This window comes from Pseudomonas sp. GW456-E7, from assembly GCF_059424105.1.
On the sequence record NZ_JBWKZB010000008.1, the window covers coordinates 32,464 to 46,641 of the forward strand.

General features: G+C 60.9%; 12 protein-coding genes. All 12 read right to left on the reverse strand.

Annotated features, from left to right (window positions below; genetic code table 11):
* Positions 1-22: 22 nt before the first annotated feature.
* Entirely contained in the window at positions 23-1,876 is a 1,854-nt protein-coding gene (nuoL, locus tag AC07YV_RS07660) for an NADH-quinone oxidoreductase subunit L (protein ID WP_095966505.1), read from the reverse strand.
* Positions 1,873-2,181, reverse strand: coding sequence for an NADH-quinone oxidoreductase subunit NuoK (gene nuoK, locus AC07YV_RS07665; RefSeq protein ID WP_007946416.1), 309 nt, complete (start codon positions 2,179-2,181; stop codon positions 1,873-1,875). The genes nuoL and nuoK overlap by 4 nt, the downstream gene beginning before the upstream one ends.
* A 2-nt stretch (positions 2,182-2,183) precedes the next feature.
* Positions 2,184-2,687: an NADH-quinone oxidoreductase subunit J gene (gene nuoJ / locus AC07YV_RS07670; RefSeq protein ID WP_015094373.1), complete on the reverse strand. Its 504-nt coding sequence runs from the start codon at positions 2,685-2,687 to the stop codon at positions 2,184-2,186.
* Between the two features lie 9 nt (positions 2,688-2,696).
* On the reverse strand, positions 2,697-3,242 hold the full coding sequence (gene nuoI, locus AC07YV_RS07675; protein WP_015094374.1) for an NADH-quinone oxidoreductase subunit NuoI: 546 nt from the start codon (positions 3,240-3,242) through the stop codon (positions 2,697-2,699).
* 12 nt (positions 3,243-3,254) lie between these two features.
* Positions 3,255-4,262, reverse strand: a complete 1,008-nt coding sequence (gene nuoH / locus AC07YV_RS07680; protein WP_015094375.1) for an NADH-quinone oxidoreductase subunit NuoH — start codon at positions 4,260-4,262, stop codon at positions 3,255-3,257.
* On the reverse strand, positions 4,259-6,973 hold the full coding sequence (nuoG, locus tag AC07YV_RS07685) for an NADH-quinone oxidoreductase subunit NuoG (protein WP_102699202.1): 2,715 nt from the start codon (positions 6,971-6,973) through the stop codon (positions 4,259-4,261). The genes nuoH and nuoG overlap by 4 nt, the downstream gene beginning before the upstream one ends.
* 136 nt (positions 6,974-7,109) lie before the next feature.
* On the reverse strand, positions 7,110-8,465 hold the full coding sequence (nuoF, locus tag AC07YV_RS07690; protein ID WP_095966502.1) for an NADH-quinone oxidoreductase subunit NuoF: 1,356 nt from the start codon (positions 8,463-8,465) through the stop codon (positions 7,110-7,112).
* Positions 8,462-8,959 carry an NADH-quinone oxidoreductase subunit NuoE gene (nuoE, locus tag AC07YV_RS07695; RefSeq protein ID WP_008020715.1) on the reverse strand — a complete coding sequence of 166 codons (498 nt, stop codon included), beginning with the start codon at positions 8,957-8,959 and terminating at the stop codon, positions 8,462-8,464. The genes nuoF and nuoE overlap by 4 nt, the downstream gene beginning before the upstream one ends.
* 2 nt (positions 8,960-8,961) lie before the next feature.
* Positions 8,962-10,746 carry an NADH-quinone oxidoreductase subunit C/D gene (gene nuoC / locus AC07YV_RS07700; protein WP_007981273.1) on the reverse strand — a complete coding sequence of 595 codons (1,785 nt, stop codon included), beginning with the start codon at positions 10,744-10,746 and terminating at the stop codon, positions 8,962-8,964.
* Positions 10,747-10,818: 72 nt separating this feature from the next.
* The gene (locus AC07YV_RS07705) at positions 10,819-11,493 is read right to left on the reverse strand and encodes a NuoB/complex I 20 kDa subunit family protein (protein ID WP_007970441.1); all 675 of its coding nucleotides are present in this window, start codon (positions 11,491-11,493) and stop codon (positions 10,819-10,821) included.
* A gap of 10 nt (positions 11,494-11,503) precedes the next feature.
* Positions 11,504-11,917: an NADH-quinone oxidoreductase subunit A gene (locus tag AC07YV_RS07710; protein ID WP_003223812.1), complete on the reverse strand. Its 414-nt coding sequence runs from the start codon at positions 11,915-11,917 to the stop codon at positions 11,504-11,506.
* Positions 11,918-12,485: 568 nt separating this feature from the next.
* Positions 12,486-13,811, reverse strand: coding sequence for an isocitrate lyase (aceA, locus tag AC07YV_RS07715; RefSeq protein ID WP_007970439.1), 1,326 nt, complete (start codon positions 13,809-13,811; stop codon positions 12,486-12,488).
* Positions 13,812-14,178: the final 367 nt, after the last annotated feature.

Below are 14,178 nucleotides of genomic sequence, written 5' to 3' on the forward strand. Positions count from 1 at the left end.
TCGCAAATTCGCAAGGTTCATATCAGACCGCTACCAGCACGACGGCGCCGATGACCAGCACGGCACCAGCAGCCATCGAGGCGGCGTACCAACGCAGTTGACCGGTCTCGGTACGGCTCAGGGCGGTGTGACCGCCTTTGGCCATGCGCGGGATCAGACCGATGGTCTGGTCGAGCGGGTCTTTGCGCAGGATGTGGCTGATCGCCAGGTACGGCTTGACGAACAGTTTGTCGTAGATCCAGTCGAAGCCCCAGGCAGCGAACCACCAGGCCGAAAGGACACGGCCGATGCCGCTGTTGGCGATGGCCGTCACGAAGCGACGCTTGCCGAGGAACAGCAGCGCGGACAGCAGGATACCGGCCAGGGCGATGGCGCCCGAGGCGATTTCCAGGCTGTGCTTGGCTTCGCCGCCGGCATGGCCGACGCTCTCAGGCAGCACGCCGTGCAGTGGCGGAACGATCATTGCGCCGACGAAGGTCGACAGTACGATCAGTACCGACAGTGGCAGCCAGTGGGCAATGCCGTGACCGGCGTGGGCTTCGGTCTTCGCTTCACCGTGGAACGCGATGAAGATCAGGCGGAAGGTGTACAGCGAAGTCATGAACGCACCGACCAGACCTGCGTAGAGCAGACCGTGGTTGCCGCTGGCGAACGCTTCCCAGAGGATTTCGTCCTTGGAGTAGAAGCCTGCGGTTACCAGTGGCAGGGCCGCCAGGGCTGCGCCACCGACGATGAAGCTGGCGTAGGCCAGTGGCAGTTTCTTCCACAGACCGCCCATCTTGAAGATGTCCTGCTCGTGGTGGCAGGCAACGATCACCGCACCGGATGCAAGGAACAGCAGGGCCTTGAAGAAGGCGTGGGTCATCAGGTGGAAGATCGCGCCATCCCAGGCACCAACGCCCAGGGCCAGGAACATGTAGCCGATCTGGCTCATGGTCGAGTAGGCGAGGATACGCTTGATGTCGGTCTGAACCAGGGCTGCAAAACCTGCCAGGACCAGGGTCACGCCACCGACAATGCCTACCAGGTGCAGGATTTCCGGCGCCAGGGTGAACAGGCCGTGGGTACGGGCGATCAGGTAGACACCGGCGGTCACCATGGTTGCGGCGTGGATCAGTGCCGAAACCGGAGTAGGACCGGCCATCGCGTCCGCCAGCCAGGTTTGCAGTGGCAGTTGCGCGGATTTACCGACAGCGCCGCCCAGCAGCATCAGGGTGGCCATGACCATCCAGAAGTCGCCGGCCTGGAATTTCTGCGGTGCCAGCACCAGCAGTTCCTGGACGTTCAGCGTGCCCAGTTGGGCAAACAGAATGAACAGGCCGATGGCCATGAACACGTCACCGATGCGGGTCACGATGAAGGCTTTGAGTGCGGCGTTACCGTTGTTGCGGTTGCTGTAGTAGAAACCGATCAACAGGTACGAGCACAGGCCCACGCCTTCCCAGCCGAAGTACAGGAACAACAGGTTATCGCCCAGCACGAGGAACAGCATGCTGGCGATGAACAGGTTGGTGTAGGCGAAGAAACGCGAGTAACCGGCTTCACCGCGCATGTACCAGGACGCGAACAGGTGGATCAGGAAGCCGACGCCGACGACCACACCGAGCATGGTCAAGGACAGGCCGTCCAGGTACAGGGCGAAGTTCGGCGTGAAGCCTTCCACCGCCATCCACTGCCACAACACCTGGGTGTAGTGGCCGCCTTCCGGCGGGGCGACGTTGAATTGCCAGATCACATAGGCGGTAACGATCGCCGACAGACCGATGGAGCCGACGCCAATCAGCGCGGCCAGGTTTTCCGAGATGCGTCCACGGGAGAACGACAGCAGCAGGAAACCGATGAGAGGGAATACGAAAGTCAGATAGAGAAGGTTCATCCGCGCATCTCACTGGCAGCGTCGATATCGAGCGTGTGGAAGCGGCGATACAGTTGCAGCAGGATCGCCAGGCCAATACTGGCCTCGGCGGCTGCCAGGCTGATCACCAGGATGAACATGATCTGTCCATCCGGCTGCGCCCAGCGGCTACCGGCAACGATGAACGCCAAGGCGGAGGCATTCATCATGACCTCCAGGCTCATCAGCACGAAAAGGATGTTGCGGCGGACCATCAGGCCGACCAGACCGAGGCAGAACAGGATGCCGGCGACCGCCAGACCATGCTCCATGGGGATAGCAGGCATCGTCATTGCTCCTTGGCTTCGTTGCGGCCCAAGTGGAACGCCGTGACGGCTGCGGCGAGCAGCAGCATCGAGGCGAGTTCAACCACCAGCAGATAAGGACCGAACAGGCTGATGCCCACGGCCTTGGCGTCTACGGTGGTGTGGCCGATGGCTTCACCGGTCTGGTGGGAGAACAGCACGTACAGCAGTTCCACCAGCAGCAGCGTGGCGAGGAGGACCGGGCCGCCCCAGATGCCGGGCTTGAGCCAGGCGCGCTCCTGCTGAACCGAGGCCGGGCCCAGGTTCAGCATCATCACCACGAACACGAACAGCACCATGATGGCGCCAGCGTAGGCGATCACTTCCAGGACACCGGCAAACGGTGCGCCGAGGGCGAAGAACGTCATGGCCACGGCGATCAGCGAAATGATCAGGTAGAGCAGGGCGTGCACAGGGTTGGTGTGGGTGATCACGCGAAGCGTGGACACCACAGCGATACCCGATGCGAAATAGAAAGCGAATTCCATCTTTCTTCCTTAAGGCAGCAAGCTCTTCACGTTGATCGGCTGGGCTTCGTTCTGCGCGGAGCCTTTCGGCTTACCGGCAATCGCCATACCTGCAACACGATAGAAGTTGTAATCAGGGTTTTTGCCGGGGCCGGAGATCAGCAGATCTTCTTTCTCGTAGACCAGGTCCTGACGTTTGAACTCGGCCATTTCGAAATCCGGCGTCAGCTGGATCGCGGTGGTCGGGCAGGCTTCCTCGCAGAGGCCACAGAAAATGCAGCGCGAGAAGTTGATGCGGAAGAAGTCCGGGTACCAGCGACCGTCTTCGGTTTCAGCTTTCTGCAGCGAGATGCAACCGACCGGGCAGGCCACGGCGCACAGGTTGCAGGCTACGCAACGCTCTTCGCCATCGGGGTCACGGGTCAGGACGATACGTCCACGGTAGCGCGGCGGCAGGTAGACCGGTTCTTCCGGGTACTGCAGCGTGTCGCGCTTGCGGAAGGCGTGGCCGAAAATCATCACCAGGCTGCGAAGCTGGGTGTAGAAGCCATGCACGATGTCAAATATGTACTTCATGATTCTCTATCCTCACTGAGCCGCGACGGCGGGCGTGTTGAGCAACACGATCGCAGCGGTCACCAGCATGTTGACGAGGGTCAGCGGCAGGCAGAACTTCCAGCTGAAATCCATCACCTGGTCATACCGTGGGCGCGGGATCGACGCGCGCAGCAGGATGAACATCATGATGAAGAACGCGGTTTTCAGTGCGAACCAGATGAACGGGATCTGCGGCAGGAGGCCGAACGGACCGTGCCAGCCACCGAAGAACAAGGTCACCAGCAGCGCCGAAATCAACACGATGCCGATGTACTCGCCGACGAAGAACATGCCCCATTTCATGCCGGCGTATTCAATGTGGTAACCGTCGGCCAGTTCCTGTTCCGCTTCCGGCTGGTCGAACGGGTGACGGTGGGTCACGGCCACGCCAGCGATGAAGAAGGTCAGGAACCCGAAGATCTGCGGAATGATGAACCACAGGTTCTGCGCTTGATATTCAACGATGTCGCGCATGTTGAACGAGCCGACCTGGATCACGATGCCCATCAGCGACAGGCCCATGAACACTTCGTACGACACAGTCTGCGCCGAGGCACGCAAGCTGCCCAGCAGGGCGAACTTGTTGTTGCTCGACCAGCCGGCGAACAGCACCGCGTAGACCGAGAGGCCAGCCATGGCGAAGAAGAACAGGATGCCGATGTTGATGTCCGCCACGCCCCAGGTCGGGGTGATCGGGATGATCGCGAAGGCAATCAGCAGGGCGCTCATGGCCACGACCGGTGCCAGGGTGAAGATCATCTTGTCGGCGAATGGAGGCGTCCAGTCTTCCTTGAAGAACATCTTGATCATGTCGGCGGCGATCTGGAACGCGCCGAACGGGCCGACGCGGTTCGGACCGTAACGGTCCTGCCAGAGGGCGAGCAAACGACGCTCGACCCAGCTCAGCAGGGCGCCGCAAACCACCACGGCGAGCAGAATCACCACGGCCTTGAGGACCGTGATGATGATGTCGATCACTTCAGGAGTGAACCAGGTCATTGAGCTGCCTCCTGCAGACCGTCAACGGATTTGCCAAAGATCGCTGGCGGAATGCCGGCGATGCCCGCAGGCAATGCCACCAGGCCTGCGCCCAGCTCTTCATTGATGCGCAGCGGCAGACGCAGGGTCTGGCCGGCCACGTTCAGGCTCAGCATGGCACCGTCGTTGACGCCCAGGCGGTCGGCTTCGGACTTGGCCAGTGCGACGTAGGCCGCCGGAATGCGTTCCTGGACCGGAGCGGCTTTCGAAGAGTTTTCTTCGCTGCCGAACAGGTGGAAGAACGGAACGACCTGCCAGGTGCCTGGAGCCGGGTTGAACGCGCGCGGAACGCTGGCGAACCAGTTCAGCGAGTCACCGGTGCTTTCGATCAGGCGGGTGCCCGGGTCGCCAGCGCGGATGTGACCACCGACTTCGTCCTGGAACTTGTTCCAGGCTTGCGGCGAGTTCCAGCCCGGAGACCAGGCGAATGGCACTTGCTGACGCGGTTCGGCCGAACCCGAGTAACCTTCCATGGAGAAGGCGAACGCGGTGTCCTTGTCCTGCGGGGTACGCGGTTCGTGCACGTTGATGTCGGCGCGCATGGCGGTACGACCGGAGTAGCGTAGCGGTTCACGGGCCAGTTTCATGCCCTTGATGCGGAACGCGGCGGACGGTGCGGCGTCGACAATGCGGTTCAGGACCGGGGTGCTGGAAGCGACAGCGGCGGTGGCGTGGTCCAGCTGGGTCCAGTCGATCGGCTGGTTCAGCAGGGTGGCGCGCAGGGCATGCAGCCAGCGCCAGCCTTCGTGGACCAGGATGCTCGCGTCCATGTACTTCGGATCGAAGACCTGGAAGAAGCGCTGGGCGCGGCCTTCCTGGCTGACCAGGGTACCGTCGCCTTCAGCGAAGCTGGCAGCTGGCAGCACCAGGTGCGCGCGATCGCTGGTGGCGGTCTTCTGATGGTCGGCCACGATCAGCACTTTGGCGGCGCTCAGGGCAGCATCGACACGGGCCTTGTCGGTACGGGTGTACAGATCGTTTTCCAGCACGACGATGGCGTCGGCCTTGCCATCGATCACCGCTTGCAGCGCGGCGTCGACCGATTCACCACCGAGCATGGCCAGGCCGAGGCTGTTGGCCTCCGGCACGATCAGGCTGATGGAACCGTTCTTCTCGCGCAGCTTCAGGGCCTTGGCGATGTTCGCGGCAGCTTCGATCAGGGCTTTGGAGCCCAGGGAAGTACCGGCGATGATCAGTGGGCGCTTGGCCGCGAGCAGGGCGTCGGCAATGCGCTTGGCCAGTTCGAGGGCTTCAGCGTCCAGGCCTTCAACGGCCGGTGCGCTGGCGTCGAGGGCGTGCGCCACGGCGAAACCGATGCGGGCCAGGTCGTCGGGAGCGGCGTGAACGCACTCTTCGGCGATGTCGTCGAGCTTGGTTTCAGCCAGGCTGGCGATGAACAGCGGGTTCAGCGCGTGCTGGCCGATGTTCTTCACGGCGGCGTCGAGCCAAGGCTGGACGCGCATGGCGTCGGCCATGTCTTCGGCCTTGCCCTTGACCGATTGCCGCAGGGACAGGGCCATGCGCGCAGCCGTCTGGGTCAGGTCTTCACCGAGGACGAACACGGCGTCGTGGTCTTCGATGTCGCGCATGTTCGGCACTGGCAGCGGGCTGTCTTTGAGCACTTGCAGGACCAGGCGGATGCGCTCCAGTTCGGCGGCTTCGATACCCGAGTAGAAGTGCTCGGCACCGACCAGCTCGCGCAACGCGTAGTTGCTTTCGAGGCTGGCGCGAGGCGAACCGATACCGACGATGTTGCGACCGCGTAGCAAATCAGCAGCTTTATCCAGCGCGTCGTCGAGGCTCAGCTTGGTGCCGTTGGCCAGCAGCGGCTGACGTGGACGGTCTTCGCGGTTGACGTAGCCATAGCCGAAGCGGCCACGGTCGCACAGGAAGTACTGGTTCACCGAACCGTTGAAGCGGTTTTCGATGCGGCGCAGTTCGCCGTAACGCTCGCCCGGGGAGATGTTGCAACCGCTGGAGCAGCCATGGCAGATGCTCGGCGAGAACTGCATGTCCCACTTGCGGTTGTAGCGCTCGGAGTGAGTCTTGTCGGTGAACACACCGGTCGGGCAGACCTCGGTGAGGTTGCCGGAGAACTCGCTTTCCAGGGTGCCGTCTTCAACGCGACCGAAGTACACGTTGTCGTGGGCGCCGAACACACCGAGATCGGTGCCTCCAGCGTAGTCCTTGTAGAAGCGCACGCAGCGGTAGCAAGCGATGCAGCGGTTCATTTCGTGGGAAATGAACGGGCCCAGTTGCTGGTTCTGGTGGGTACGCTTGGTGAAGCGGTAACGGCGCTCGTTGTGGCCGGTCATTACCGTCATGTCTTGCAGGTGGCAGTGACCGCCTTCCTCACAGACCGGGCAGTCGTGAGGGTGGTTGGTCATCAGCCATTCAACAACACTGGCGCGGAACGCCTTGGACTCTTCATCTTCGATGGAGATCCAGGTGTTGTCGGTAGCAGGGGTCATGCAGGACATGACGATGCGACCACGGGTGTCGTTCTCGTCGGTGTACTGCTTGACCGCGCACTGGCGGCAAGCGCCAACGCTGCCCAGGGCAGGGTGCCAGCAGAAATAAGGGATATCGAGGCCTAGCGACAGACATGCCTGTAACAGGTTGTCTGCCCCATCGACTTCGAGCTCTTTGCCGTCTACGTGGATAGTGGCCATGGTTCAAAGTTCTTCGTTGGCCCGGTGTCAGCGGGCGTGGCTAATGGAATCTTGTCATTCGCGTGAATCAACACAGCCGCTTACGGCGTCATCACACGAAAAGCGAAGGGCACGGACCCTTCGCCTTTTTAAGCGGTTACGCGCCGACTACGATCGGCCTTGCCAGAGGCGGGACGGCGGCGCTGACAGGCGCGATACCGGCTTCGAACTCTGGACGGAAGTATTTGATTGCGCTGCCCAATGGCTCCACGGCGCCCGGTGCGTGAGCACAGAAGGTCTTGCCTGGGCCGAGGAAACCGACCAGACCCAGCAGGGTCTCGATGTCGCCTGGCTGGCCTTCACCGTTCTCGATGGCCATCAGGAGCTTGACGCTCCATGGCAAGCCATCGCGGCACGGGGTGCAGAAGCCACAGGATTCGCGGGCGAAGAACTGCTCCATGTTGCGCAGCAGGGACACCATGTTGACGCTGTCGTCCACCGCCATGGCCAGGCCGGTACCCATGCGGGTGCCCACTTTGGCGATGCCGCCGGCGTACATTTGTGCGTCCAGGTGTTCCGGCAACAGAAAGCCGGTACCGGCGCCGCCTGGCTGCCAGCACTTGAGCTTGTAACCGTCGCGCATGCCACCGGCGTAGTCTTCGAACAGCTCGCGACCGGTGACGCCGAACGGCAACTCCCACAGGCCCGGATTCTTGACCTTGCCGGAGAAGCCCATGAGCTTGGTGCCCATGTCTTCGCTGCCTTCGCGAGCCAGGGATTTGTACCAGTCCACGCCGTCGGCAATGATCGCCGGCACGTTGCACAGGGTCTCGACGTTGTTCACGCAAGTCGGCTTGCCCCACACGCCAACGGCGGCAGGGAAGGGCGGCTTGGAGCGCGGGTTGGCGCGGCGGCCTTCGAGGGAGTTGATCAGTGCGGTTTCTTCACCGCAGATGTAACGCCCGGCACCGGTGTGGACGAACAGCTCGAAATCGAAACCGCTGCCCAGGATGTTCTTGCCCAAAAGGCCAGCTGCCTTGGCTTCTTCCACGGCACGGTTCAGGTGCTTGGCGGCGGTGGTGTACTCGCCACGCAGGAAGATGTAGCCACGGTAGGTTTTCAGCGCGCGGGCGCTGATCAGCATGCCTTCGATCAGCAGATGGGGCAGTTGCTCCATCAGCATGCGGTCTTTCCAGGTGTTCGGCTCCATTTCATCCGCGTTGCACAGCAGGTAGCGGATGTTGATGGATTCGTCCTTGGGCATCAGGCCCCACTTCACGCCAGTGGGGAAGCCTGCACCGCCGCGACCCTTGAGGCCGGAATCTTTCACGGTCTGGACGATGTCGTCCTGGGCCATGTCGGCGAAGGCCTTGCGTGCAGCGGCGTAACCGTTCTTGGCCTGGTACTCGTCGAGCCATACGGCTTCGCCGTCATCGCGCAGACGCCAGGTGAGCGGGTGAGTCTCGGCCGAACGCTTGATGCGGTTGGCTGGACCGAAGGAAGTCAGGGTCATACGTAGCCCTCGAGCAATTTGGCAACGCCGGCAGGCTGCACATCACCGAAAGTGTCGTCGTCGATCATCAGCGCCGGCGCCTTGTCGCAGTTGCCGAGGCAGCAGACTGGCAGCAGGGTGAAACGACCATCGGCGGTGGTCTGACCCAGGCCGATGCCGAGCTTGCTCTGGATTTCGCTGACCACCGACTCGTGGCCGCCGATGTAGCAGACCATGCTGTCGCAGACGCGAATGATGTGACGGCCGACCGGCTGACGGAAGATCTGGCTGTAGAACGTCGCCACGCCTTCAACGTCGCTGGCCGGGATGCCGAGGATCTCGCCGATGGCGTACAGGGCGCCGTCCGGCACCCAGCCACGCTCCTTCTGGACGATCTTCAGGGCTTCGATCGACGCCGCGCGCGGGTCTTCGTAGTGATGCAACTCGTGCTCGATGGCCGAGCGCTCGGTTTCACTCAAGGTGAAACGGTCTGTCTGGATAAGCGTGCTGTTCATGCTTAGCGGTCCACGTCGGCCATAACGAAATCGATACTACCCAGGTACGCGATCAAGTCCGCGACCATGCTGCCTTTGATCACCGAAGGGATCTGCTGCAGGTGCGGGAAGCTTGGGGTACGAATCCGGGTGCGGTAGCTCATGGTGCCGCCATCGCTCGTCAGGTAATAACTGTTGATGCCCTTGGTCGCTTCAATCATCTGGAAGGATTCGTTGGCCGGCATGACCGGGCCCCACGAAACCTGCAGGAAGTGCGTGATCAAGGTTTCGATGTGCTGCAGGGTGCGCTCTTTCGGCGGCGGCGTGGTCAGCGGGTGATCCGCCTTGTACGGGCCTTCCGGCATGTTGCGCAGGCACTGGTCGATGATCCTGATGCTCTGGCGCATCTCCTCGACACGAACGATGCAGCGGTCGTAGGCATCGCCATTGGCGGCCAGCGGCACTTCGAATTCGAAGTTCTCGTAGCCCGAGTACGGGCGCGCTTTACGCAGGTCGAAGTCGCAACCGGTCGAACGCAGGCCGGCACCGGTGACGCCCCATTCCAAGGCCTCTTTGGTGTTGTAGTCGGCGACGCCGATGGTCCGGCCACGCAGGATGCTGTTGTCCAGGGCGGCTTTCTGGTATTCGTCCAGACGCTTGGGCATCCACTCGACGAAGTCCTTGACCAGCTTTTCCCAACCGCGCGGCAGGTCGTGGGCGACGCCACCGATGCGGTACCAGGCCGGGTGCAGGCGGAAACCGGTAATGGCTTCGATCACCGTGTAGGCGCGCTGGCGGTCGGTGAAGGTGAAGAACACCGGGGTCATGGCGCCCACGTCCTGGATGTAGGTACCCAGGAACAGCAGGTGGCTGGTGATCCGGAAGAACTCGGCCATCATGATGCGGATGACGTCGACCTTCTCCGGCACCTTGATGCCGGCCAGCTTCTCGACCGAGAGCACGTACGGCAGGTTGTTCATCACGCCGCCGAGGTAATCGATACGGTCGGTGTACGGGATGAAACTGTGCCACGACTGACGCTCGGCCATCTTCTCGGCACCACGGTGGTGGTAACCGACGTCCGGTACGCAGTCGACGATCTCTTCACCGTCCAGCTGCAGGATGATGCGGAACGCACCGTGCGCCGAAGGGTGGTTCGGGCCGAGGTTGAGGAACATGTAGTCCTCGTTCGGGCCGGAGCGTTTCATGCCCCAGTCTTCCGGCTTGAAGCGCGCGGACTCTTCTTCGAGCTGCTGCTTGGCCAGGTTCAGGGTGAACGGATCGAACTCGGTGGCGCGCGCCGGGAAGTCCTTGCGCAGCGGGTGACCTTCCCAGGTCGGCGGCATCATGATGCGCGACAGGTGCGGGTGGCCTTTGAAGTCGATGCCGAACATGTCCCAGACTTCACGCTCGTACCAGTTGGCGTTCGGCCAGATGCTGGTGACGGTCGGCAGGCTGAGGTCGCTCTCGGACAAGGCGACCTTGATCATTACGTCACTATTACGTTCGATCGACATCAAGTGGTAGAACACGGAGAAGTCGACGCCGTTCGGCAGCCCTTGACGCTTGGTGCGCAGACGCTCGTCCACGCCGTGCAGGTCATAGAGCATGACGTACGGCTTGGGCAGGTTACGCAGGAAAGTCAGGACTTCGACGAGTTTGGCGCGGGCAACCCAAAGCACCGGCATGCCGGTGCGGGTAGGCTGGGCGGTGAACGCCTCCGGGCCAAAACGGTTGTTCAGTTCGACGACCACATCCTGGTCGTCTGCCTTGTAAGGCGGGATGTACAGAGCACTGCCTGTAGTCATGGTTATTTATCGCTTTCGGTCAACGTAAAGAATGAAGCCAGCTTCTCGTTTCTTTGAAACAGCAGATCTGGATCAGACTTCGTCGGGGCTGCGCAGGTTGGTTACCTGAATACGCTGTTCGCGGCGCTTTTCCTTCTCGGAAGGCATCTCGGCGCGATACACGCCTTGATCGCCAACGACCCAGGAAAGTGGGCGACGCTCCTGGCCAATCGACTCCTGCAACAGCATCAGGCCTTGCAGGAAAGCTTCAGGGCGGGGCGGGCAGCCAGGCACGTAGACGTCCACGGGCAGGAACTTGTCCACCCCTTGAACGACGGAGTAGATGTCGTACATGCCACCGGAGTTGGCGCACGAACCCATGGAAATGACCCATTTAGGCTCGAGCATTTGCTCGTAGAGACGCTGAATGATCGGCGCCATCTTGATGAAGCAGGTACCGGCGATAACCATGAAATCCGCCTGGCGCGGCGATGCCCGGATAACCTCGGCGCCAAAGCGCGCGATGTCGTGGGGCGCCGTGAAGGCGGTGGTCATTTCCACGTAGCAGCACGAAAGACCGAAGTTATACGGCCACAGGGAGTTCTTGCGCCCCCAGTTGATCGTGCCGTTGAGCACGTCTTCGAGCTTGCCCATGAAAATGTTTTTGTGGACTTGATCTTCTAACGGATCGGAAACGGTTTCCCGCTGGCCAATCGGATACTGCTCGTTAGGAGCATCGGGGTCGATCCTGGTGAGATTGTATTGCATTGCCAAAGCCTCATTGTTTCAGCTTCGCTTGCCGCTTGCGCCGAGCTTCCGGAGCCCAGTCAAGGGCGCCCACTCGGAATAGGTAGACAAGGCCTGCCAACAGAATTGCTATGAAAACGAGAGCTTCGACGAATCCGGTCCAGCCGCTTTCGCGGACGGACACAGACCATGCAAAGAGAAAGAGGGCTTCGATATCGAAGATCACGAAGAGCATCGCGACCAGATAGAATTTGGCTGAGAGCCGCAAGCGGGCGCCACCTGTAGGTAGCATGCCGGACTCGAACGGTTCGTTTTTGCTGCGGCCCCAGGCTTTTGACCCGAGGAGGCTGGAGACGCCCAGCATGAAGGCGCAGAGGCCGACAACGCCTAGAAGGAAAATGGCAAAGCCCCAGTTGTGGGCCATGAGTCCTGTCGCTTCGGGCATGCTGGTAATCCTTAACAGAGAGCAAAGGTCTCTGAGCTTGAAAAGAAACAAAAGCAGTGACGATATGTCGCAGCAATCAATCCCGCTGATTTTATGGCTAAACACCCGGCAAGTAAAATTCCTATAGCGAAATTATTTATAGGAATAAGGACATAGGGAACCCCAAAAGCCCTGTGGCCCTTGGCCCGTGGGCATTAGCCGGCATTTCGTCAATTATGTTTTGTAAGGAATGTAACGAACATAGTTGCAGCTAAATGATAATCAATATTGTTTGGCTTGGTTTTTATACTGCTTGTCCTTCAGATACTCGGGAAGTTGTCTTATATGGGCGTTACTTGTAGGAGTGAGCTCGCTCGCGATGGTCGTGAACGATAACGCGGGGAACCCGATTCCCCAGCGGCGTCCTTGAGTTTTTCGCGAGCAGGCTCGCTCCTACAGGGAGAGTGTGGTGTTGGTGAAATCGCAGGCAAAAAAACGCCCCGAACCAGGCGGTCGGGGCGTCAGATGTGCAGCGCTGCGGTTAGCTTTCTATTCGGCCCGCAGCGGCTGATGTCTCAGGCGAAGCAGATCAGTGGAACTGTTCTTCTTCAGTCGAACCGGTCAGTGCGGTTACCGAAGACGAGCCACCCTGGATCACGGTGGTCATGTCGTCGAAGTAGCCGGTGCCCACTTCCTGCTGGTGAGCCACGAAGGTGTAGCCTTTGGCGGCGTCAGCGAATTCCTGCTCTTGCAGCTTCACGTAGGCAGTCATGTCGTTGCGGGCGTAGTCGTGCGCCAGGTTGAACATGCTGTGCCACATGTTGTGAATGCCGGCCAGGGTGATGAACTGGTGCTTGTAGCCCATGGCGGACAGTTCGCGCTGGAACTTGGCGATGGTCGCGTCGTCCAGGTTTTTCTTCCAGTTGAAGGAAGGCGAGCAGTTGTACGACAGCAGTTGGTCCGGGTATTCCTTCTTGATCGCTTCAGCGAAGCGACGAGCCTCGTCCAGGTCTGGCTTGGCGGTTTCGCACCAGATCAGGTCGGCGTACGGAGCGTAGGCCAGGCCGCGAGCGATGGCCTGGTCCAGACCGGCGCGCACTTTGTAGAAGCCTTCCTGGGTACGTTCGCCAGTCACGAATGGCTGGTCGTACGGGTCGCAGTCGGACGTCAGCAGGTCAGCGGCGTTGGCGTCGGTACGGGCCAGGATGATGGTCGGCGTACCGGCGACGTCAGCTGCCAGACGGGCAGCGGTCAGCTTCTGTACGGCTTCCTGGGTAGGAACCAGTACCTTGCCGCCCATGTGGCCGCATTTCTTCACGGAAGCCAGCTGGTCTTCGAAGTGAACGCCGGCGGCGCCTGCTTCGATCATGCTCTTCATCAGCTCGTAGGCGTTCAGTACGCCGCCGAAACCGGCTTCGGCGTCAGCCACGATCGGTGCGAAGTAGTCGATGTAGCCTGCGTCGCCCGGGTTCTTGCCGGCTTTCCACTGGATCTGGTCGGCACGACGGAACGAGTTGTTGATGCGCTTGACCACGGTTGGAACCGAGTCCACCGGGTACAGCGACTGGTCCGGGTACATCGATTCGGCGGAGTTGTTGTCCGCAGCAACCTGCCAGCCCGACAGGTAGATCGCCTGGATACCGGCTTTGACTTGTTGCACAGCCTGGCCGCCGGTCAGGGCGCCCATGCAGTTGACGAAATCTTTCTCAGGACGGAAGGCTGGCTTGGCACCCTGGGTGACCAGGTTCCACAGCTTCTCGGCGCCCATTTTTGCAAAGGTGTGCTCAGGTTGAACCGAGCCACGCAGGCGGACGACGTCAGCAGCGGAGTAAGTGCGTGTCACGCCTTTCCAGCGCGGGTTTTCAGCCCAGTCTTTTTCGAGGGCTGCAATTTGCTGTTCGCGTGTCAGTGCCATGGGAGATAAACCTCGTCGCGTCTTTATGAAAAGTTGTTCTGCGGTGGAAAATTCCTGCGCTCGCTGACCAGAGGCTTAAGCGTCAAGTCGGATTCGGCGGGGAGGGCGACGGGATGAACGATGGGCTCGAGGGGAAGTGAGCAGGTAAAGGCGAACTGCGGGCGCATTCGGGCGTCGTGGGCCTTGGTACGAACATCAGTGTGGTGCCGGGTTACCTATTACGCTTCCGTCCCTCGGGACAACTTCGTTCCAGTCGACAACCTCGTCAAACACACCTTGTGGGCGGTACAGACACGAAGCGGTTCGCGGGGTAGGTGCGAACATCGCCTCGAAGGCCCTTGCCAGGGCCCCTGATTAGCGGGAGCGA

What these genes read in the sequence shown, in the direction of transcription:
- nuoL (WP_095966505.1), bottom strand. Translation starts at nt 1,876, where the DNA reads ATGAACCTTCTCTATCTGACTTTCGTATTCCCTCTCATCGGTTTCCTG.
- nuoK (WP_007946416.1), bottom strand. Translation starts at nt 2,181, where the DNA reads ATGCCTGCTATCCCCATGGAGCATGGTCTGGCGGTCGCCGGCATCCTG.
- nuoJ (WP_015094373.1), bottom strand. Translation starts at nt 2,687, where the DNA reads ATGGAATTCGCTTTCTATTTCGCATCGGGTATCGCTGTGGTGTCCACG.
- nuoI (WP_015094374.1), bottom strand. Translation starts at nt 3,242, where the DNA reads ATGAAGTACATATTTGACATCGTGCATGGCTTCTACACCCAGCTTCGC.
- nuoH (WP_015094375.1), bottom strand. Translation starts at nt 4,262, where the DNA reads ATGACCTGGTTCACTCCTGAAGTGATCGACATCATCATCACGGTCCTC.
- nuoG (WP_102699202.1), bottom strand. Translation starts at nt 6,973, where the DNA reads ATGGCCACTATCCACGTAGACGGCAAAGAGCTCGAAGTCGATGGGGCA.
- nuoF (WP_095966502.1), bottom strand. Translation starts at nt 8,465, where the DNA reads ATGACCCTGACTTCCTTCGGTCCAGCCAACCGCATCAAGCGTTCGGCC.
- nuoE (WP_008020715.1), bottom strand. Translation starts at nt 8,959, where the DNA reads ATGAACAGCACGCTTATCCAGACAGACCGTTTCACCTTGAGTGAAACC.
- nuoC (WP_007981273.1), bottom strand. Translation starts at nt 10,746, where the DNA reads ATGACTACAGGCAGTGCTCTGTACATCCCGCCTTACAAGGCAGACGAC.
- AC07YV_RS07705 (WP_007970441.1), bottom strand. Translation starts at nt 11,493, where the DNA reads ATGCAATACAATCTCACCAGGATCGACCCCGATGCTCCTAACGAGCAG.
- AC07YV_RS07710 (WP_003223812.1), bottom strand. Translation starts at nt 11,917, where the DNA reads ATGCCCGAAGCGACAGGACTCATGGCCCACAACTGGGGCTTTGCCATT.
- aceA (WP_007970439.1), bottom strand. Translation starts at nt 13,811, where the DNA reads ATGGCACTGACACGCGAACAGCAAATTGCAGCCCTCGAAAAAGACTGG.